The organism is uncultured Sutterella sp., assembly GCF_937923675.1.
Taxonomy (GTDB): Bacteria; Pseudomonadota; Gammaproteobacteria; order Burkholderiales; family Burkholderiaceae_F; genus Sutterella.
In genome coordinates this window covers 12699-34062 of sequence record NZ_CALDXB010000008.1, presented here as the reverse complement: position 1 = coordinate 34062, position 21364 = coordinate 12699, and the positions used below count along the sequence as shown (strand labels likewise).

Sequence of the window (21364 nt, the reverse complement as noted above, 5' to 3'; positions counted from 1 at the left end):
GTGCTTCCGACGGCTGTTGAGCGCCGGAAGCACTGGAAGTCTTCAAGGACCAAAAAATATCAGAGGGAGCCGAGGGCAACAACCGCCACGAAGAGCGGCGCGCAGAAGCCCGTGAGGATGCGGACCGTCGTCAGAACCGAAGGCGGCAGCATGCGCGTCGTCTGAAGCTCGCGCTGCATGGCGGGCCAGGCGATCCAGGCTGCGGCAATGGCGATGCCGAAGGAGGAGAGCGGCATGCCGACGTTCGAGGTGACGTAGTCGAGAAGATCAAAAATGTTCTTGCCGAAGAACTTCACGTCAGCCCAGGGTCCGAAGGACATGTTGGCGGCAAAGCCCACGAGGGCGCAGCCCGCAAGCGTTGCGAGAATCGCCGTGCGGCGCGCGAGGCGGCATTCCTGAACGAGGAGCGTCGCGCAGGCTTCGAGCATCGAGACCGACGAGGTGAGCGCAGCCACCGTGAGGCAGGCGTAGAAGGCGATCGCAAAGCCGTGGCCGAAGGGCATCTGGGCGAAGACCGCAGGCATCGTGACGAAGGTGAGGCCGGGGCCGGCAGCCGGGTCAAGATTGAAGGCGAAGACGGCAGGCATCACCATGAGGCCGCCGAGAATGGCCGCCATGATGGCGAGGAACGCGACCCAGCCCACGGACGAGGGAAGATCCGCCTTGGGGTTGAGGTAGGAGCCGTAGGTGATCATCGTCCCGGCGCCCAAGGAGAGCGAGAAGAAGCAGAAGCCCATGGCGTTGAAGAGCGCGCTTCCGTTGAAGTCTTCCCAGCGGGGCGTGAAGAGGAATTCCACGCCCTTCCAGCCGCCCGGGAGCGTGACGCCGCGCACGATCAGGATGAGCATCAGGATGAAGAGCGCGGGCATCAGGATCTTCGCGACCTTTTCAATGCCCTTCTCAATGCCGTTCATCACGACGTAGGCCGTGACGGCAAGGAAGAGAAGCAGGTACCCGTAGGAGTCGAAGGCGTTTGAGACGAAGCCGCCGAAATATTCGCCGAGCTTCGCGGTATCCGTGATGAGGCCGTTTCCGAGCACGGCGTCCCAGAGGTACTTGAGGCACCAGCCGCCGACCGCGGAATAGAAGGAAAGAATCAGGAAGACGGTGAATACGCCGATGCCGCCGAAGATGCCCCAGGGCTTCCCGGCCACGCGGTTCAGGCTCCCCACGGCGCCCTGACGGCCGGCGCGCCCCATTGCAAACTCAGCAATGAGAAGCGACACGCCGATCGTGAGCGTAAAGAAAATGAAGGGCAGCATGAAGACGGCGCCGCCGTTCGTTCCTGCCATGTAGGGGAATTTCCAGATGGCGCCGAGACCCACCGCGGATCCGGCGGAGGCGAGGATGAAGCCGAGGCGCGAGCCCCAGCCGCCGCTTGTCATGTTCTGCGACATGATGTGTTCTTCTTGATAGTTGAAAAAATTGAGGGGCAGTACGGGTTGCTGCCGGGTTAAAGCGTGTAAGCCTGAGATCTTAGCAAGCCGCTCCTGAAGAGCGCCTTTAGGAATAAGACTTAGGACATCCCTCCCGCTCGGGGATCAGAAAAGACCAATGCCCTTGGCCGCGACCACGAGAATGAGAAGCGGCGCCAGAATGCCGGCAAAGAGCCTGAAGGCGCGAAGCGCCCAGGGCCGCCAGGAGGCGTTCATGGAGAGTTCGGCTTCCGTCGTCTTCCAGGACACGAAGCACGCAACGAAGGCAATTCCCATGCAGCCGATCGGCATGCCGATGTTGGAAGTGACGTAGTCGAGGAGATCGAACGCGGTTTTCCCGAAGAGCTTCACGTCCGAGAGCGGCCCGAAGGAGAGCGCGCAGACGATGCCGATGAGGCCGAGAACCGTGGAGACGAGGAGCACGGAAGTGCGGCGCTTCAAGCCATGGCGGTCGACGAAGTGCTGCGAGGTCATCTCCAGAATCGAAATGGCCGAGGTGAGCGCCGCGACAAAGAGGCAGAGGAAGAACGCGACGGCGAAAATGTCGCCGAAGGGCATTCTGCCGAAGACGGCGGGCATCGTTGCAAAGGTTAGGCCGGGGCCTGCATCAGGCGAGAGCCCGAAGGCAAAGACGGCCGGCATGATCATGAGGCCGCCCAGGATGGAGGCCATTACCGCGAGGCAGACAATCCAGGCGGTCGAGGGCCCGATGCTTACCTTGTCGGAGAGGTAGCTTCCGTAGTTCATCATCGAGCCCGAGCCCACGGAGAGCGAAAAGAAGGCAAAGCCCATGGCGTTCAGAAGCGCCTCGCCCGTGAAGGCTTCCGGATCGGGCTTGAAGAGGAATTTCACGCCCTCCATCGCGCCCGGGAGCATGAGCCCGCGGACGATGAGGACGAGCATCAGGATGAAGAGGAGCGGCATGAGGATCTTCCCCACGCGCTCGATCCCTTTTTCGACGCCGGCGAGAACGACGGCAGCCGTGGCGGAGAGAAAGAGCACGTGGCTTCCGACCGACTGGATCGGGTCGGAGGCAAAAGCTTCAAAGGCCCCGCGCATGACCGTGGGGTCAGTGACGGCTGCTCGCCCTAGGAGCGCCTCGATCAGATAGTGGACGCACCAGCCGCCCACCACGGAATAAAACCCAAGCACCAGAGCGCCGGTCGCGACCGAAATGAGCCCGATGATGCCCCAGCGGCGGCCGCCAAGCTTTCTGAAGGCCGTGCCTGCGCCGCCCCTCGCGTGCCGCCCCATGCACATTTCAGCCATGAGGAGCGCGAGACCGATCGTGAGCGAGAAGGCAATGGTGGGGAGCATGAAGATGGAGCCCCCGTTCGTGCCCGCCATGTACGGGAACTTCCAGATGGCTCCGAGACCGACCGCCGAACCTGCCGACGCGAGGATGAATCCGATCCTGGAGGACCAGGCGGAGCGACTCACTTCCTGAGACATTGAAAAATTCCCGAAAAACAAAGAATTTTTCGATTGTAGCGGTATTTCCGCGCGTCTAAGGGCGATTGAAGGAAAACCCGGATTCCTCTGCCGCACAAAGAAAACGGGCGGCTCTCGTTGTTTGAGCCGCCCGTTTTGAAGGGAAAAGCTGTGGTTTACATGAGGCCGGTGATCAGCACCGCAAGGACGAGGAGCGGTGCGAGATAGCGCATGGTGAAGCGAAGCGCCGGCATCCAGGAGGGCGCGGGAGCCCCGCCCGAAATATCCGATTCAACCCGGCTCCAGCAGCGGAATCCTGCAAGGAAGAGAATGACGAGACCGCCGATGGGGAGCGAAAGGTTGCTCGTAAAGAAGTCGAAGATGTCGAAGAAGGTCTTCGTGCCGAAGAATTTGACGTCGGAAAGGACGCCGAAGGAAAGGCAGGGAAGCGCTCCCACGACGGCGAGCGCAATCGTGGAGAGGACGGCCGCCTTCGGTCGCGTGCAGTTCTTTTCGTCCACAAGGAAGGCGACGATGATTTCAATCATCGAGACCGACGACGTGATGGCCGCCACCGCGAGGCAGAGATAGAAGATCACGGCGAAGATCTGGCCGCCCGGGAGCTGCGCGAAGACCGCCGGCATCGTGATGAAGGTGAGGCCGGGGCCCGCCGTCGGATCAAGACCGAAGGCAAAGACGGACGGCATGATCATGAGGCCGCCCATGAGGGACGCGATGACTGCGAGAAAAGCAATCCAGACGCAGGAGCGCACGAGGTTCGTCTTCTCATTGAGGTAGGAGCCGTAGGTCATCATGCAGCCGCAGCCCACGCAGAGCGAGAAGAAGGTGAAGCCCATTGCCTGCAGAAGGCCCGAGAGCGTGAAGGCATCGGGATCGAATTTGAAGAGGAATTCCACCCCCGCCCAGGCGCCGGGAAGCATGAGGCCTCTCACGATCACGACGAGCATCAGGATGAAGAGAAGCGGCATGAGGATTTTGCTCACGCGTTCAATGCCTTTCGTCACGTCGAAAGCCACGATGAGGCCGTTCAGCACCAGGAAGAGCCACTGGAATCCAAGCGCCGTTACCGGGTTTGCGGTGAATTCGGCAAAGTGGGCGCCGAGCTGCGACTGGTCCGCAATCAGCCCCTGGCCCACGAGCGCTTCGCAGAAGTAGGAAAGGGTCCAGCCGCCGATCGCCGAATAAAACGACAGGACGAGAAAGCCCGTGACGACGCCGAGGTAGCCGGCAGGGAGAAAGGCTTTGCCGGCAAGGCGCCGGTAGGTCGTGACGATGCCGCCTTTGCCGAGGCGTCCCAGCGCGATTTCTGCGATGAGAAGCGCGAGGCCCACAGTGAAGGTGAGAAGAATGTAGGGAAAGAGGAAGACGCTTCCGCCGTTCGTTCCCGCCATGTACGGGAACTTCCAGATGGCGCCGAGGCCGACGGCTGCGCCCGCGCTGGCGAGCACGAAGCCGATGCGGCTTGTCCAGGTGATGCGTTCATTCGCCATTTTTTGCCTGAGCCTTTTTGTTCTGCTTGAAAAATAGTGGAAAGCCTGACGGCCGCGCAGAAGGAGCGGGCCCGCTTTCCGGAAATCATACGGAGGATCGAAGACAAAAAGTTTGCGCAGAGCTTCAGGAGCCTGTGGAGCGGCTTTGATCAAGCGCAGACTTTCCGGGCATCCTTCAAGGTTTTTTAAAGGAAAAGACCCTGATACATCGTCGTCAGGACGAGGATCGGCGCGAGAACGCCGAGAACGACGCGGATGGCGGATAGGGTCCCGGATGAAAGGGGCCTGGCCGACGTGAGCTCCTCCTTCATCGCTGGCCACGCCTTCCAGGCCATGAGCGCGGCAACGGCGAGGCCGCCCACCGGCATCATGAAGTTCGTGCAGACAAAGTCGAAGAAGTCGAAGAAATTCCGCCCGAAAAGCGTGAATTCGCTCAGTTCCCCAAAGGAGAGGGCGCTCAGGGACCCGAGAAAGAAAAGGAGCACGAAGCTCGCGATGGTTGCCGTGCTTCTCGAGAGCCGCCACTCATTGTGAAGAAAGGCGACGACGACCTCGAGAAGCGACACCGAGGAAGTGAGCGCCGCAACGAGCAGGCAGACGTAGAAGATTGCGGCGAAGATGCTCCCTCCCGGAATGTGCGCGAAGATCATCGGGAGCGTGATGAAAACGAGTCCGGGACCTGCATCCGGAGCCACTCCGAAGGCGAAGACGGCGGGCATCACCATGAGACCGGCAAGGAGCGACGCCTGAATCGAGAGAAGCGCCACCCAGAGCGATGAGAGAGGAATGTCGGCGCGCTTCGGCAGATAAGTGCCGTAGGTGATGAGAATGCCGGCGCCCAACGAGAGCGAAAAGAAGGTGTAGCCCATCGCGCTCAGAATCGCCCCGGACGAGAGGTCTTCCGGCCTGAAGCTCAGGAGGTACTTCACGCCCTCCATGGCGCCCTCGAGCGTGAGTCCCCGGATGATGACGGCGAGCATCATCACGAAGAACATCGGCATGAGGAGTTTCGAAGCGCGCTCGATTCCCTTTTCAATGCCGAAGCCGACTGTGATCGCCGTGAGGGAGAGAAAAGCAAAAAGCCAGGCAATGTTGATCCAGCCGGTGGAAACGATTTCCCTGAAGTCGCTTCTCAATGTCAGCGCATTTTCGGTGACGACGCCCGTCGTCAGGGACTGAGCCAGATAGGCCACGCACCAGCCGCCGACGACGCAGTAGTAGGCAAGGATCAGAAAGGAGGTGAGCACTGCGAAGGCGCCGAGGAGCGCAAAGGGTCTTCCCCCGATGCGGCGCATGGCGCTCACGGCTGAGCCGCGGCCGCGCCGGCCGATCGCAAACTCCGCCATGAGGAGCACGAGGCCCGTCGTGAGCGTGAAGACGACGTAGGGAAGAATGAAGGCTCCTCCGCCGTTGGCGCCGGCCCAGAAAGGAAATTTCCAGATGGCGCCGAGGCCGATCGCAGAACCGGCCGAAGCGAGAATAAAGCCGAGGCGCGAGCTCCATTGCACGGAAGCCGCAGCGTTTGCAGTGGACATGAAAGGATGAGTAAGGAAGCAATGTCCTTCGGGAAAACTTGAGGGAAATCGCGCAGACGGCTGCGCCGGCCGTCGATTGTAACGATGCGCTACGGGGAAATATCTATTTTTTCTGATGGAAAAAGGATTTTATTCCGCAGTTCTTTGTTAAATCTGAAATTTGCATCGAACGCACCTGCTCCGGCAGAAATGCAGAGCGTTTCTGCGCGTCAACACCTCGAAAAGAAACGTTGCAGATGCTTGAAGCTCAGACGTTCCTGATGCCTCATAGTTGAAGGAACCAAAGAAAAGGGAAATTCTGCCGGGAGACGCGGGAGCATCGAGGTTCTGCTTCTCCCCGGTGAATCCTCAACATTCAAAAGGAGATCAAAATGTCGCCGAAATCCGCCGCAACCCGTACGATCCTTGCAGCTGCGCTCTGCACCGGCGCTCTGGCGCTTGGGTTTTCCGACGCCGCATTCGCCATGCCGCGCGTTGCCGAAGCCGGCCTCGTCATGAATGTCGCGGGTGAAGCGTCAAAGACGCTTCCCAATGACGAAGCGTCCCTTACGTTCTCGATTGAAACCCAGACAAAGGATTCGGCTGCAGCGACGGAAGAGGTCGTGAAGGCGGGCAACGCCGCGATTGAAGCGCTCAAGGTCTTTGGCGACAAGGTCGACGTGAGGACGACGGATTTTTCCACCTGGCCCGTGATGACGAAGGCGAAAGAAGGCGAGGTCTCCCAGATCGGCGCCTGGAGCGCCAAACAGTCGATCCGCGTGACGGTGCGCGACATTGCGCTCTCTTCCAAGGTCATGGAAGCGGCCGGGAAAACAATGAAGTTTGACGGCGTCTCCTTCTCCGTTTCGCGCCCCGTGCGCCAGGCGGCCACCGATGCGCTTCTCTCGGAAGCCATCAAAAATGCTTCTGACCGCGCCGTGATCGCGGCAAAGTCTCTCGGACTGGGTGAAAAGAACGTTCGCATCGAAGGCATTCAGGTTTCGGGCGCTTCGGGGCCGTCCCCCCGCTACTATGCGCAGCCCCAGGTGCTCATGGCGCGCGCAGCTATGAATGACGCAGCGCCGGTAGTAAGCTCTGGCACGGCGGACGTCGCGCTCACGGTGACGCTTACGGTCCGCATCACTCCCTAATGGATGAAGGATAGAAATGGTTCGCTTTGAAGCTGAAGGCGGCGTTGATCCGCTTCTGCGCGTAACGCTCGACAAGGGCGACTCGGTTGCAACGGAATCGGGCGCCATGGTGGCGATGGATGCGGCGCTTTCGCTTCGAGGGAAGACCCGGGGCGGATTCCTCAATTCCATTGCGAGAAAGTTTCTGAATGACGAAACGTTCTTTCAGCAGTGGATTGAGGCCGAGGATGCCCCGGGCACCGCGCTCCTTGCGCCGGCTTTCCCCGGAGACATCCGGATTCTGGATGTGGGTCCCGCCGAGTGGATGCTCGCCGACGGGTGCTTCCTCGCTTCAACGGAAGGCGTCGACGTTACGGCGAAAATGCAGGGCATCGGTCGGGCGCTTCTCGCCGACTCCGGCGGATTCTTCATCATGAAGGCTTCCGGCAGCGGCCAGCTCGTCGTTTCGGGCTTCGGGTCCGTGCGCGAGATGGAAGTTCGCCCCGAGAAGCCCGTGCTCATCGACAACGGCCACCTGGTTGCCTGGGACGCGTCGCTCGACTATGAAATCACGCTGAAGACGAACCGATCGGGAATTTTCGGGCGCCTCGTTGAAAGTCAGCTCTCGGGCGAAGGCTTCGTGCTCCGCTTTTCGGGTTCAGGCAGGATTCTTGTGAGCTCCCGCAATCAGGGAAGCTTCCTCGACTGGGTCTTCTCGCGGCGGCCGAGAGACAAGGCGGAGAAGGAAAACGAATAGCCGGCAGGCAAACCTTGGATTCTAAGCGGGCGGGCCAATAATCCTGCACGCCTCATGGATACCTCCCGCGAGAGGTACCTCCAAATGATGAGGATTCCTAGCATTCGGGATTAAGAGGAAGAACCTAAAGCTTCTTCCGAAAACTTTCCCCGAAACGCCTAGGAGACTCGTCATGAACGCCAATCGTCGTCTGCTCTTCAAGTCCGCTGCCGCAGCGGCCGCTTTTGCCGCCGTGGGCGCTGCGCACGCCAAGGTGCAGCCCGTTTCCCTCAAGGACCGTAAGTTTGATCCTATCAAGCTCCCGCGTCCGATCAGTCTTGCGGCGCTGACCGTTCTTGACGTGTCGCCTGCCAATCAGGTTCTCTGCGCCGCCCAGGCCGGCTACAGCCATGTCGGCATCCGCCTTGTTCCGGCAACGCCCACGGAAACCCAATGGGACATGATCGGCGATACGCCCATGATCCGAGAGGTCGAAGCAAATCTCAAGGCCACGGGCGTGAAGGTGCTAGACATTGAAATTCTGCGCGTGAAGCCCGACACCCGCGCGATCAACTGGAAGCCTTTCTTTGAAACCGGCGCGCGCCTGGGCGCTCAGCACGTTCTTGTGGCCGGGAACGACCCGGATCTCAATCGCTTCTCGGACAATTTTGCCGAGCTCTGCGAAATTGCCTTCCCGTACGGCCTCAACCTCTCGGTCGAACCCATGCCGTGGTGCGACGTCTCGACCGTCAGCCAGGCGGGCGGGCTTCTTTCCAAAATCAATCGCCCCAACGCGGGCGTTCTGGTCGATCCGATCCACTTCTATCGCGCTAAGAACGACTACGCCGACATCGACAACCTCCCGAAGGGAAGCCTCAAGTACTGCCAGATGTGCGATCTGACGGCCGCGACGCCCAAGGATATGGCGGGCATCCTCTATCAGGCCAGGAACTACCGTCTCTCGCCCGGCACCGGCGCGGCGGATCTCCCGCAGCTCCTCGGACATCTCAAGGGCCTTCCCATTTCGATCGAAGCCTGCAATGCCGACCTCGCGCTCACGATGTCGCCGCTCGACCGCGCCCGCATGTACCTCGAGGATATGGTCGCCGTGCTCAACAAGGCGGGCGAATATTGATGGATCGAAGAGCGTCTGCTCTGATTCCCTGAGAGATTTTGTTCTCCTCAAAATGAATGTCCCCGGTGAGGCTCCATAGCCTTCCCGGGGACATTGCGCTTACTTCTTCATCGGGAAGAAGAAGCCGGCGGTCATGTCGAGATAGTGTTCGCCCTGATACTTGGGGTACGCCTTCTTCATGGCGGCAATGAATTCATCCTTTGATTTAGCGTTTGCCGCAGTGTCCTTCAGCGCCCTGAGGTAGGCGATCTTTTCATCCATGGCCTTTACGCCTTCTGGCTGCCAGTGGCTCGTGAAGAGAAGCGTGACGCCTTCCTTCTTAAGGGCTTCGAGCTGACCGATGAGCGCGTCGGCATGCGCCGCGCCGCCCACGATCGAATGGCATTCAGAGCCCATCATGTGGATGTAGGCCGCCCTGAGGTCGGGGAAAAGGAATTCGTTTCCGTCCCCGTCTGCGCGGACATCGATTCTGACGCCTTCAAAGACATGTTCGCCCAGACTCAGCATTTTGGGCGCCGCGGGGAGCGCCGTGTCGAAGTCGGGGCCGTAGGCTTTCGAAAGGCCGGTCATGATGCCTTTGGTTGAACCGGAATGCATGGCCTTCCAGGCTTCCTCGGACACGTAGACCGGGGCGTCGCCAGCCCAGGCGGCTGCATTGTTAGGATGGTTGGAGATGAGAACTGCCTGAAGCGGTTTTCCGAGCTTCTTCAGATAGTCGCCCCAGAAGGGAAAGTCCTTCTTGAAGGCGAGAGACTCCACTGCGACAAGACCGGTCTTCGATTCAACGACGAAGGCGTTGTCCTCCATGACGTCCTTCGTATTGAAGTTGTGGATTTTGACGCCGTCGTCAAAGGTGAAGACGGAAACTTCGCCCGCCCCGAGAGGCGTGGTTGAGACTTCCGTGCCGAAGACCGAGCCGGAGGAAGCGAGAGCAGAGAGAAGAGCGAGAGTCAAAGCAGCTTTTTTCATTTGGATGTCATAAGTTCGATAACGAACTAATTAAGTAAATTAATTTGATATCGAACCATAAGGCAAAGAGGTTCGATGTGCAACTAATTTTCATCCAAGATGAAGAACGCTGCGCATCGAGCCTCTGGTGCCTGCCTCCGCGTCTTCACAGAAAGCGCGGAGGCATAGGGTTTAAACGCGCTAAGAGGCAGCCGGCGCCGGGCCGCCGATCTCTATTCTGGCTTCGGCGAGATTCTTCACTGCCGGCTGATGCGAAACCATCAGAACGACGGTTTGAGGAAGCTTGGCCTTCAGGATGCTGATCAGCTTCATGGCTGAAGCATCGTCAAGCTGGTTGGTCGATTCGTCGAGAAAGAGGAGTTTCGGGCGATTGAGAAGTACGCGGGCGAATCCGAGGCGCTGCTGCTCTCCGCCGGAAAGCTCCTGCGCCCAGTCTTTCTTCTCGTCCAGATGTCCGGCAAGGCGTTCGAGGCCTACGGTTCTGAGTGCATCCTCAACCGCTTCATCGGAATAGCCGCCTCTGCGGGGATAGGTCAGAATGTTTTTCAGCGTGTCGAAAGGCAGATAGCTCTTCTGGGGCACGAAGAGAACATCCTGATGCGGGATGGTGAGTTTCCCTTCTGAAAACGGCCAGAGACCCGCGAGCGCGCGCAGGAACGTGGACTTCCCGGCGCCGCTTCGTCCGTCAATCAGAATCCAGCGGTGAGCTTGCGGGTCGAGCTTCAGATCCCTGGCAAGACAACGGCCGGAAGGCGTGAAGAGCGACATTGAACTGACTTCCAGCGCCCCTTCGGAAGCCGCAATGCGCGAAGGATTGTTCTGTACTGCGTTGAGGCTCTCGTCGAAGCGGTGAAGACGATCAACGACGGCTGCCCACTCCATGATCCGCTTGTAGTAGTCGAGGAACCAGCCGAAGCCGTCCTGAACGCTCGAGAATGCGCTTCGCGCCTGCATCAGGTCGCCGAATGTCATGGCTTTGGTCAGAAAAAGCGGTAGGGCCGACATGATGGCAATAACGTTGTTGACGCGCATGTAGCTTGCTGTGAATGCTTCAAGCTGAAATTCCCTTTTGATGAGGGAGAGCCAGTTTTCCTTGATTCGCGAAAACCGCTCAGAAAACCTTTTCATCTCGGTCGTTTCACCGCGAAGGGATGCCACTTGTTCTGCGGAATCCCTGACGCGCAGCAAGGTCGCGCGGAAGTCCGCCTCGCGATGCTGCCTTTCGATATTCAGCGGCCTCAGTTTTCGTCCGATCAGGTGGGTTATGAGCGTGCAGACGATCGACCAGATTAAGGCTACCCACACGAGATAACCGTGCATTTCGATACGGATGCCGAAAATCTCAAGATTCTGAACGCCCGAAAGTCCCCAGAGGATGGCAACGAAGGCGATCAGCTTGAACAAATTCATGATGAAGTACTTCACCAGCACGATTGTCTTTTCCGACAGCAGGGCGCAGTCTTCCTGAATTCGCTGGTCGGGATTATCCGGTTCGTGCACAAGCTTGATGCGGTAGAGGGCATGATTGGCAAGCCACCGTTCCTGCATCATTTTGGTGAGGTGTTCCCGCCAATCGAGAAAAAGACGTTTCTGGACCCAGCTTCCGATAATGATGAGGACGACCGTTACGGCTATGTATCCCATCCATTCGAGGATGAGCTCCGGCATGACGGCGCTCTCATAGCGGGCGAGCGCATCGTAAAAGCGTTTGTTCCAGTGACTCAGGTAGACGCCTACTTCGATGATGCCCATGGCGCAGCCGATGACAACGGCAAGCATGACCCAGGCATACCATCTTTGCCGTGAGTACCAGTATGGAGCGGCCAAGCTTAAAAAATGCCTGATCGTACGCATTTGTTTCTTATGGTCTTCGGGGAAAATTAAGCAATAAGCCGCCCACGTTCGTTCCCGGCAGGTTGCGAACGAGAGCGGTTAGTGGGCGTGCTATATCAGAAGCGGTAGTTGGCGCGCAGGAGGAAGCTGCGCGGATCGCCGTAATACCCGTTCATGGTGTACGTACGGTTGTTGACTTCTCGCCAGTAGGTCTTGTCGAAGAGATTGTTGACGATGAAGTTCACGTCCAGATGATCGTTGAAGCGGTACTGCACGTTGGCGTTCCAGACTGCATAGCCGCCCTGGAGCATGTGATAGGACTGACTCTGCTGACCAAGATCGGACTTGCTTTGAATCTGTGCACCGGCGCCAACTGTCCAGCGATGCGCTGCGCCGGGCAGGCGGTAGCTGGTGTAGAAACGCAGCAAATGCTTCGGCGTCAAAGCGCTGTAGGTCATCCCCTTCTTGAACAGCGTGCTTTCATTGTTCCGGAACTCGGATTCGTTGTAGGTATAACCGGCGAAGAGATTCCAGCCGTCAACAACTTCGCCCGAAACCTCGAGTTCCAGACCCTGGCTGACGACCGTACCGGTTGACAGCACCCAATTGCCTTTAGCGTCCCAGACAGGCCGGTTTTCCTGCTCAATGTAAAAGAGCGCGGCAGATGTATTCAGCTTATTGTTGAAGAAGTCCGACTTAATGCCGAATTCATAGTTTTTGCCTTCTACCGGATCAACAACTTCCCCAGACGTGTACTTTCCGCTCTGCGGCTTGAAAATAGAGGTGTAGCTGAGGTAGATGCTGCTGTTTGGCGTGACGTCCCAGGTAAGGCCGAAGTACGGAATGAGCTTTGTCGTAGTCAGTTCAGACCCCCAATAGTCACGAGGATTCCAGAAAGACTGACCAACATTCTCATGGAAGGTGTAGTCAATGCCTTCGTTATTAGATTCCTGCTTGAAGTTTGCCCATCGCGCACCAGCAATCAGGTGCCATTTGTTCGTAAAGTTGTAGCGCGTGCCCAGGCGAATGCCCATATCCCGGTAAGTCGTACGGTATATGTAGTCAATATTGAGCTGGTCGTAGTCATTCCAGTCCGGTTCAATCAGTGAGCTGCCGGAAAAGTCGTGCGCACTTATTTGGGAGCTAAAGGGCGAGCGTTTCCAGTTGCTGTCCGATTCTTCCCGGGAATAATCCAGCGTGCCGAAGAAATCATGTTCCTGACCGAACAGGCGATAGACACCATTCAGCGTCACGGAAGCGGAGAGCTGTTCCTGAGAATTGTCGTAAAACTGGAAGTTGTTTCCTTGTACGATCGGATTTTCGATTTGCTGGTTCTTAATCCCGACCAGCTGGCCGATCTTCGTGTCCATGCCAATGCGCGTATAGGAGATTTTGCTGGTGATGCGCCAGTCTTCATTGAAGTAGTGCTCAAGCTCGGCAAAAAGATTCCGTTTGCGGACGATGCGTTTCTGCCAGTCGGCGATGAAGGTGGTATCCCGGTCAAAGTCGAGATCTTCGCCGTTGGGACCGGCAGGAAGACCGTAGAAATCGGGTGTTGCCTCACTGTCCTGATAGAGCCCGCCGAAGGTGAACGTCGTGTCCGGCGTAAGGTCCGCTTCGAGAATGCCGTAAAGCATATTCACGTCGTCGCCGACGGAATCCTTGAAGGAGTTGCTGCGGCTCACGAGACCAACCAGACGTCCGCGCAGGGTCTTTGCCTCGTTCAGACCAGACGAAATGTCAGCCGTGGAGCGGTAATGGTCCCAGCTGCCGGCTTCGGCAGATACATTGGCCTGAAATTCAGCGGTCGGTCTCTTTCTAACGGCATTGATGGTGCCGCCGGGTTCGCCGTTCGACTGCGTCAAGCCGGTCGGTCCGCGGACGACTTCAATATGGTCATAAATCGCCATGTCGCTCATGGCGGACGATTCACGGAAGGCGTTTCCGGTAGCGCCGGGAATCGTTGAGGAGATGCCGTCCTCCTGGATCTTGTCGACGAAGAACCCTCGGGAGAGATAACGCACGGAGCCGGCATTCTCAATCACGGTGATGCCCGTGGTGCGTCTCATGGTTTCGTCAAGAGTCGTGAGTCCCTGATCCTGGATCTGCTGCATCGTAACGTTGCTTACCGACTGCGGCGTTTCGCGCGGCGTGAGTTCCAGACCGGTCGTCGTGCTCATGGCCGAAGACTTGTAGGTATTGCTGTTTTCCGTCGTGGTGCTGATGCTCGTTGCCGTGACGGTTACGGCATCAAAGTCGACGTTTTCCGCACTGAGGGCGCTATGGGAAATCAGAATGGCAGTGGAGAGAAGAGAAAGTCGGAAAACAGACTGTGGACGGAGGGAAAAAGAGAGGGCGGGGAGGGTAGCCATGATAGTTTGGATCAAAATGATTGAGAAGCACATGAGAATCATTCCCGTTATCGGGGGCGCTATTGTACTAATTTTTACAAATTGCTCAAGCGTAAACCCTTACTTATTTTCCATAGATTTACGCATCGGGTTGTTCTTGAAAAAGCATTGCAAATGCTTCGATTCACAGCGGTTTCGATCTGAGGCGCTTCTGAATATGAGCGGAGACCACTCCTGGAAACGAAGGCAGCTTCCTTCGACGGCAAGGGAAGACAAGCACAGAACCAGCGCCACGCAGGAGCGTGCCTCTCTCCGCATGCATGCCGAAAATCCCCGAATCCAGCAGTTTTTCGAAGAAGAAATTGAGGACTTCGATTCCGTCGCCGCTAAAATAACGAATCCCCTAAATTCTCCCGAGGTGAACGAACTTGAACGCCCGCGTCTATCCGCATCCGATCATTGCCCGCGAAGGCTGGCCCATCCTGGGCGGCGCCTTTATTCTCTTTCTCGTGAGCTGGTGGCTGGATCTCGGCATCATCACCTTCCTGATCTTCGTCTTCTTCCTTTTTGCGCTGCAGTTCTTCCGCGATCCCGCGCGCGAAGCGCCTGAAGACCCCCGCGCCGTCGTGAGTCCGGTGGACGGTCAGGTCTGCAAGGTTGAAAAGACTGAAAACCCCGAGACGGGCGAAGCGTGCGTGAAGGTTTCGATCTTCATGAACGTCTTCAACGTGCACAGCCAGAAAGCGCCGGTTGCCGGCGTGGTTGAGAAGGTCACCTACACGCCGGGCCTCTTCGTCAATGCCGATCTCGACAAGGCATCGACCGAAAACGAGCGCAATGCCGTGACGGTCCGCATGGCTGACGGCCGCCGCATTACCTTTATTCAGGTTGCCGGCCTCGTTGCCCGCCGCATCATCTGCTACGCCACGGTCGGTCAGGAACTTGCCCGCGGCGAGCGCTACGGCTTCATCCGCTTCGGCTCCCGCGTCGACGTGTATCTCCCGACGGATGCCGAGATCACGGTCGGCATCGGCGACAAGGTGACGGGCGTGATGTCGACCATCGCCCGCATTTAAGAATCAACGGCTGCATGTGCTCTCTCCATCTGAGGGAGCAGAGGCCGAAAAAAGCCGCATCGGAGGAATCCGGAATGCGGCTTTTTTAATGTCTGCGTGTTTGGATTACTTCTCGACGATGCGGTGGTTTTCCACGAGGAGTTCCGTGTGCGGAACGCCCGCATATTCCCGCGCGGGTGCGTCGGATTCGCCATCGGCAGCCTTTGCCTTCTCCCGGTTGTCGCGCACGAGCGTCTTCGTGGTCGAAAGAATGGAATTGCGCCGCATGGCAAGCCAGCCGTCAAGGAGGATCGAGTCCTCAAGCATGACGGTGACGGTCCAGGCGAGCGTGCCGTCCTCAAGCGGCTTCTCCGCAATGGTCTGCGTGGTATTGAAGGGCGTTTCGGAAAGATTCTTGATGAGGGTCGGATCGTCCGTGAGGAGCTCGAGCTTCACCGTGCGTCCCTGCGAGTAATTGAAGGGGGCATTGGCCGTGTAGTCCTCAAGATCGAAATTCTCGGGGCGCTCGAATTCGACGCAGCTCACGGTCGCCGCTTCGATGCGGTGCATGGCGAGGTGACGGTAGTCGCTGAACTTCTCAAACTGGCAGACGAGGTACGTTCTGACATCCTGCTGCACGAGTCCGAGGGGCTTGACGTTCGCTTCGAGCACCCGGTCGCGGGCGTTGCGGTAGCGGATGGAGATCATCCGGTCCTCGAGGAGCGCTTCCGTCACGGCATCGAAAACCTGCCGGGAAATCTGCGGCGGAAGGAAGGAAAGCGCCGGACTCACCACCTTCACTTTCCTCAGCCACGAGGATGCACGGCTCGAGGCCTGTGCTTCGGTGCTCTTTCGCGCATCGCGAAAGAGGGGCCTCAGTCCGGAAAGAACGCTTGAGGGAAGGAGATAGTGCAGGTACTCATCGGCAAGCCGCAGAAGGAGTGTTTCCTGGGGACCGAGCACCGGAAAATGAAGCCCCCGGCCGGCCGTATCCCACTGGAAGCCGTAGGGACGCGAATCCATGTTGGCCTTGATAGGAAAGAGCTGCGGATTCTCGCGGATCGTCTTCATGTAGCGCTCGAGCGTGCGGCGCTGGAGCGGAATGCCGTTGGCGGCGAGCTGATTGCGGATCTGCGTCATCGTGATCCAGCGGTGCTGCGGGATGAGCTCAAGGATGCGGATCATCACGAAGGCTTCATTGAGCGAGCTTCTGGCGTTTACTTCTGCGGACATGGTTACGGGAGTCGGGTATCAATAAATTGTTTTTACTTAGCGGAGGATAGCTCAGCGCTTCGCCTTCCTGTTGGATCACGAAAACAAAAAACTCCCGGCCTTCGGTCGTGAAGGGCGGGAGTTTTGAAGAATCATCTCCGGAATCGACAGATTGCGGATCACGCAGCAGTCTTTTTGGCGGCTTCCTCTTTTTCGAGCTGTGCCTGCTGGGCGGCAAGGTCGGCCTGAATCGGATTCGGGCGGCCTCTCCACCAGCACCAGAACTCGTAGATGTAGCCCGAGAGCGCGTAGATGCAGAAGAGGACGAAGATCGAAAGCGAAACGTTGCTCGAAATGACGATGAAGGCGAGCGAGGCGACGACGATCACCCAGAAGGGAATCGTGCGAACGACGGCGTAGCTCTTTCCCGAGAAGAAGGGAGCGTTGCTCACCATCGTGAGGCCGGCGTAGAGCGTCACCACGAGCGCAATGGTGCTCTGGTGCGGCAGGAGCCAGTCGGGCAGCCGGTTTTCGACCGCGAGCCAGACGAAGCCGCAGACAAGCGCGGCGGCGGCAGGCGAGGGAAGCCCCTGGAAGTAGTTCTTGCTCACAACGCCGACGTTGCAGTTGAAGCGCGCAAGTCTCAGGAGCGCGCAGAGCGCGTAGATGAAGGCCGTGGCCCAGCCGAGCTTGCCGAGCTCAACGAGCGAGAATTCGTAGACGATGAGCGCCGGCGCAATGCCGAAGCTCACCGCATCGGCAAGGCTGTCCATCTGGACGCCGAATTCCGACTGCGTGTGCGTGAGGCGCGCGACGCGCCCGTCCATGCCGTCAAAGAGCATGGAGAAGAAAACCGCAATGGCGGCAACGGAGAAGTTGCCGTTCATCGCCTGGATGATGCCGTAGAAGGCTGCAAAGAGCGCAGCCGCAGTAAAGGCGTTCGGGAGCACGTAGATGCTCTTCGACTTCACCGCCTGAAAGCGGCGCTGACCGATGGAAGCAAGACTCTCGCGGCGAGGCGTATTGGGTTCTGTCATAAATCTCTGCTGCCGGCTCCGAAAAAGGATGCGGCAGGAAAATAAAGTAATGGCACCGTCCGGACGCATGCCGGGCGGTCGCGGTACGGGGCACATTTTAGCGGCTCGGCGCTTCAATCTTGCATGTCGGCAAGCCTGACATCTGGTTTCAGACCGTTACTCGTATCGTGAGTAAACAGAGTCTCCTTTCGGGTTGCGGAGTAACCATGCATTCCCAAAAGCAATGTCAATTCAACTCAATGGAATCTATGGCATTTTGATTATGGCTGCGGCCGCACGAAAAGTTTTCTTCTAAAATCTGCGCCGTCAGGAATTTATGCTCCCGAGGTGACTCATGTCCTTTCTTTTTGCTCCGCCCGCTCAGGCGGTGATTCCGGTTCAGGATGAACGCTATGAATTCTTCCCCGTCAACCGTGTTTACGGCGCCGCGAGAAACTATGCGGCTTCGGAAGCGGCCCGGGCTGAAAAAGCGGGTTCCGTTCCGCCGCTCTTCCTGAAGGCTGCCGATACGGTGACGCCTGTGCGGGATGGAGAGACCTATGAATGGGTGATGCCTCCCCGCACTGCCAAAATGGTGCCGGAGCTTGAGCTGGTTGCCTGCCTCAGCAAGGGCGGTCGCAACCTTTCGGTCGAGGAAGCCGAAAAGTGCATCTGGGGCTGGTGCGTCGGATTCGACTTCACGCGTCGTCTTTCGCCCGAGGATCTCCCTGCGGGAGGTCCCTGGGATCTCATGAAGACGCTCGACGGCGGCGCTCCCGTTTCAGCCGTGCGTCCCGCCTACCGCACGCCGCTCCCTGCGCCCTCTGAAATCTATCTCTACCAGAACAACAAAAAGGTCCAGTCGGCCAGCACGAGCTTCATGATCGCGTCGCCCGCGGAGCTGATCGCCCTCATTTCCCGCTACTGGGAAGTGCGTCCGGGCGACCTCATCTTCACGGGGGCTCCCGTGAACGTGCCTGAAGCGCATGTCGGCGACGTCTTCGAGGGCGGCGTCAACGGCGTCGGAAAGCTCCGCGTGAAGATCGCTGCGGGCGAATAAGCTCTGAAAGCTTTCCGCACCGCGTGAGGCGCGGGATCCAATGGGAAAAAGCGAAAGGGCCGATCCATTCAGACCGGCCCTTTCGCACATTCGGAGCAATGGAGAGGCTTATTCGCCGCTCGTGCCTTCGGATTCGATAACCTCGCGGTTGGCGGCAGCCTTCCCGGTTTCGAGTCCGGCCACCGCTTCGCGGGCCTGATCGGCCACAGCGGAGTGGCTCTGAGCCTGGAAGACGCGCAGCGACCCCAGAACGCCGCCCATGAGGACGAGGAAGCCGATCGTCATCGAGAGGGTCGGCATTTCGCCGCGCCAGATGAGCGCGTAGACGACCGCAAAGACGGATTCAAAGACGATGAGCTGTCCGCCGAGCGCGGCCGGAAGGAGCTGACTCATGCGGTTCCAGCAGACCATGGCCACCCACGAGCAGAGAAGGCCGATCGTGAGGGCGACGCCGAGGAACTTCCAGGGAGCGGCGCCCATGAGCGTGACGTTCGTATCCATGAAGCCTGCAGGCCAGGCGAGAACGGCAAAGAGCCCGAGCGCGAGGGGAAGCACCGTCACGCCCTGAAGCGCCGTCCAGGCGCCGGTGCTGTGCTGCGGGTGCTTGAGGAGCCACTCGGCATTCATGATCGAGAACCAGGTCCACGAGACGACGGCTGCGAGGCCGAAGCCGACGCCGATCCAGTATTCCTCGCCGCCCGTGGCGGAAGCCTTCGCGGCATTTTCAAATTCCGTCAGGTTGGCGACGATGAGGCCGAGGAAGATGACGGCAAGGGGCGGGAGAATTTTGCTCCAGGGCACGGCCGAATCGGAACCGGCGTAGCGGATGTTGGAGGCAATCGCGACGAGGACCGGAATCACGGCCATGAACATGCCCGCGAGCGGTGCGCCCGCCAAACGGATGCAGATCGTGAGGAGACAGTAGAAAAGGACGTTTCCGAAGAGCGGAAGCTTGAAGGCCTGCCAGATGTCGGCACGCGAAAAAGCCTTGAGTTCCTTGCGGAAGACGTAGAGGAAGGGAAGCGAAATCACGCCGAACGCAATAAAGCGCGAGAGCGCGACGAGCACGGGGTTGTATTCAGGAACAACGAGCGGGGCAATGTAAATGAGACCCCAGAGGGCCCCGGCGGCAATGCCGAGGAGGACGCCGATCAGCATGGGCGGTCTTTCCCTAATTCGCGACCATTCGTCTTTCACCCGAATGATCTGGATTTCTTGGTCGGCCGGAAGCTCTTTGAAAGAGGGAGTTTCGATAGATTCCGCCGAAGGTCAAGCTGACCCGGAGCTTCGCCTCGGAGAGGCTGGTCGTGAAGCGCTCGCGTCAGCCGCTTTCCAATCCGTGGAAAAGCGATCCGTCGGATCGGAAGCAGCTACGGGCGGGGAGTGAAAAAAGGGAATTTCATGCTTCCCGGAAGCATCTTCAACTCCTCAGAAGATGCTCCGCAGTGCTCTGATCTTTCAGATATTTCAATCCTAACACTGCATCGAACTTAAGCAAAGCCCTCTAGGGGTTATCGATAGAATCGAAGAGGAACGAGAGATGTGAGGAGATTGAACAGTGGAAAGGCTTCAAAACCAGTCTGCAGCACGTCGTTTTATACGTATAAATGCGTATACATCAAAGTCAACGGAATCAATGCAGCTGCAGCGGCTTCAGAAAGAAGTGCTGTCTACAGGGATGCAGATGGAGGAGCGCCTCACGGGTTCTGAGGCTTCGCCTGCGGTTCGGGCGCATTCTTTCCGTATTCGCGTTCGAGCTCATCGGCAAGAAGCGACACGGCGGCCGCATAGAAGTAGCTTCGGTTGTAGCGGAGAATGGCGGCGAAGGACGATGTGCCGATGTAGTAGTCGACGCCCTTTTCGTTCGAGGCCTTGATCCAGGGGAGGTCAACGAGGAGTGCGGGTTCATTTTCGGCGAGCGGAAGCGCCTCGAGGGGCTTCACGCCGGCCTTCATGAGCGCTCCGGCAGTGGTGTGCGTTTTGATGCCGCCGGAACCGGTGGCTCTGAAGATTTCAGGCGTTGCGGAAACGCGGTAGAGGGGACGCTCGCCCCGCGCCCAGCCGTGAACGAGAAGGAAGTTCGCAACCGAAGCGATGCCGTCGGCTTCGTTTCCGACAATATCGATATGGCCGTCCCCGTCGCCGTCCTTGCCGTAAGCCTTGAGCGACGAGGGCATGAACTGGCCGAGCCCCATCGCGCCCGCAAAGGAGCCCGAGACGGCAACAGGTTCGATCTGCTGCTGCCAGCAGAATTCGAGAAAGTCCGAGAGTTCAGCGAGGTAGTACTTCGAGCGCCGCGTGTAGTCGAAGGAAAGCGTCATCAGGGCGTCGAGCACGCGAAAGCGCCCCATGTTGCGCCCGAAGATTGATTCGACGCCGATGATTGCCGCAACGGCATAGCGCGAGACGCCGGTTTCGGCTTCCACCCGGTCGAAGACGGCCCGGTTGTCTTCGAGGAACTCCGTTCCGCGGCGAATGCGTTCGCTGTTGACGAGGTTCCTTTCGTAAAGGAGAAAGTTCTTTTCTGCCGTCGTCTTTTTGTTGGCGTTGGGCCGCGGCGTGGTGTACTTCTCTGAGAGCGGCGAATAGCGCGCGACGGCGACCCCCGCCTCGAGCCAGTCGAGGGGGATCCCGCGCTCGGCGGAAAGCTTCTTAATGAAGGCCTGCACGTCCGGGCGCTCGGCATAGTCCGAGGCTGCCGGACTTCCGCTCACGGGACTGATGGCCCGGGGTTCCTGAATCTTCTCTGCTTCGGGGAGTGAGGATTTCGGCTGAGCCGTTTCAGAAGGCTTATCCGTCTTCGCTTCGGGAGCCGCCTGAGACTTCGGCGTTTCGGAGGGAGCAGCCGATTCCGCGAGCGCCGGGGTTTCGAGTCCCCGGGCATCCCGATCAGGCGCGGCGCAGGCGGAGAGCGCGCAAAGGGCGAGCGCGAGCGGAGCGAGGGAAAAGCGGATCGACTGTGCCATGAAGTGTAT

Annotated in this window: 16 protein-coding genes; 5 read left to right on the top strand and 11 right to left on the bottom strand. The window is 58.6% G+C overall.

Annotation, left to right across the window (positions count from 1 at the left end; genetic code table 11):
- Window positions 1–59 precede the first annotated feature (59 nt).
- The 4 genes from Q0106_RS00540 to Q0106_RS00525 all read right to left on the bottom strand — a co-directional run bounded on the left by Q0106_RS00540 (window position 60) and on the right by Q0106_RS00525 (window position 5913).
- Window positions 60–1397 (bottom strand): sodium-dependent transporter, encoded by a 1338-nt coding sequence (locus tag Q0106_RS00540; RefSeq protein ID WP_297607537.1) that lies wholly within the window; start codon window positions 1395–1397, stop codon window positions 60–62.
- 144 nt (window positions 1398–1541) lie between these two features.
- A complete protein-coding gene (locus Q0106_RS00535) occupies window positions 1542–2888 on the bottom strand; it encodes a sodium-dependent transporter (protein ID WP_297607535.1) in 1347 nt (448 codons plus the stop codon).
- A gap of 155 nt (window positions 2889–3043) precedes the next feature.
- Complete coding sequence (locus Q0106_RS00530) at window positions 3044–4378, bottom strand: sodium-dependent transporter (protein ID WP_297607533.1); 1335 nt, start codon at window positions 4376–4378, stop codon at window positions 3044–3046.
- A gap of 185 nt (window positions 4379–4563) precedes the next feature.
- Entirely contained in the window at window positions 4564–5913 is a 1350-nt protein-coding gene (locus Q0106_RS00525) for a sodium-dependent transporter (protein ID WP_297607531.1), read from the bottom strand.
- A gap of 371 nt (window positions 5914–6284) precedes the next feature.
- Here Q0106_RS00525 and Q0106_RS00520 point away from each other — a divergent pair, with 371 nt between their 5' ends.
- From Q0106_RS00520 to Q0106_RS00510, 3 genes are all read left to right on the top strand, one after another.
- A complete protein-coding gene (locus tag Q0106_RS00520) occupies window positions 6285–7043 on the top strand; it encodes an SIMPL domain-containing protein (protein ID WP_297607529.1) in 759 nt (252 codons plus the stop codon).
- Window positions 7044–7059: 16 nt separating this feature from the next.
- A complete protein-coding gene (locus Q0106_RS00515; RefSeq protein WP_297607528.1) occupies window positions 7060–7779 on the top strand; it encodes a TIGR00266 family protein in 720 nt (239 codons plus the stop codon).
- Window positions 7780–7951: 172 nt separating this feature from the next.
- Window positions 7952–8893, top strand: coding sequence for a sugar phosphate isomerase/epimerase (locus Q0106_RS00510; protein WP_297607526.1), 942 nt, complete (start codon window positions 7952–7954; stop codon window positions 8891–8893).
- A gap of 99 nt (window positions 8894–8992) precedes the next feature.
- On the opposite strand, the gene Q0106_RS00505 is transcribed toward Q0106_RS00510, so the two are convergent.
- The 3 genes from Q0106_RS00505 to Q0106_RS00495 all read right to left on the bottom strand — a co-directional run bounded on the left by Q0106_RS00505 (window position 8993) and on the right by Q0106_RS00495 (window position 14067).
- Window positions 8993–9847 (bottom strand): hypothetical protein, encoded by an 855-nt coding sequence (locus Q0106_RS00505; RefSeq protein ID WP_297607524.1) that lies wholly within the window; start codon window positions 9845–9847, stop codon window positions 8993–8995.
- 195 nt (window positions 9848–10042) lie between these two features.
- A complete protein-coding gene (locus Q0106_RS00500; RefSeq protein WP_297607522.1) occupies window positions 10043–11716 on the bottom strand; it encodes an ABC transporter ATP-binding protein/permease in 1674 nt (557 codons plus the stop codon).
- Between the two features lie 95 nt (window positions 11717–11811).
- Entirely contained in the window at window positions 11812–14067 is a 2256-nt protein-coding gene (locus Q0106_RS00495) for a TonB-dependent siderophore receptor (RefSeq protein ID WP_297607520.1), read from the bottom strand.
- A 407-nt stretch (window positions 14068–14474) separates the two neighbouring features.
- Between Q0106_RS00495 and Q0106_RS00490 the strand changes: the two genes are divergently transcribed.
- Window positions 14475–15122 carry a phosphatidylserine decarboxylase gene (locus Q0106_RS00490; RefSeq protein ID WP_297607518.1) on the top strand — a complete coding sequence of 216 codons (648 nt, stop codon included), beginning with the start codon at window positions 14475–14477 and terminating at the stop codon, window positions 15120–15122.
- Window positions 15123–15227: 105 nt separating this feature from the next.
- Here Q0106_RS00490 and Q0106_RS00485 read toward each other — a convergent pair whose 3' ends face one another.
- Together Q0106_RS00485 and pssA are read right to left on the bottom strand one after the other, a co-directional pair.
- Window positions 15228–16334: a WYL domain-containing protein gene (locus tag Q0106_RS00485; protein WP_297607516.1), complete on the bottom strand. Its 1107-nt coding sequence runs from the start codon at window positions 16332–16334 to the stop codon at window positions 15228–15230.
- Window positions 16335–16492: 158 nt separating this feature from the next.
- Complete coding sequence (pssA, locus tag Q0106_RS00480; RefSeq protein ID WP_297607514.1) at window positions 16493–17350, bottom strand: CDP-diacylglycerol--serine O-phosphatidyltransferase; 858 nt, start codon at window positions 17348–17350, stop codon at window positions 16493–16495.
- A gap of 334 nt (window positions 17351–17684) precedes the next feature.
- On the opposite strand from pssA, the gene Q0106_RS00475 reads away from it, so the two are divergent.
- Window positions 17685–18389 (top strand): fumarylacetoacetate hydrolase family protein, encoded by a 705-nt coding sequence (locus Q0106_RS00475; RefSeq protein WP_297607512.1) that lies wholly within the window; start codon window positions 17685–17687, stop codon window positions 18387–18389.
- 108 nt (window positions 18390–18497) lie between these two features.
- Here the strand turns inward: Q0106_RS00475 and Q0106_RS00470 are convergent, their stop codons facing one another.
- Both Q0106_RS00470 and Q0106_RS00465 read right to left on the bottom strand, forming a co-directional pair.
- Window positions 18498–19547 carry a DMT family transporter gene (locus tag Q0106_RS00470; RefSeq protein ID WP_297607510.1) on the bottom strand — a complete coding sequence of 350 codons (1050 nt, stop codon included), beginning with the start codon at window positions 19545–19547 and terminating at the stop codon, window positions 18498–18500.
- Window positions 19548–20086: 539 nt separating this feature from the next.
- Window positions 20087–21355: a lytic murein transglycosylase gene (locus tag Q0106_RS00465; protein WP_297607508.1), complete on the bottom strand. Its 1269-nt coding sequence runs from the start codon at window positions 21353–21355 to the stop codon at window positions 20087–20089.
- Between the last annotated feature and the right edge of the window lie 9 nt (window positions 21356–21364).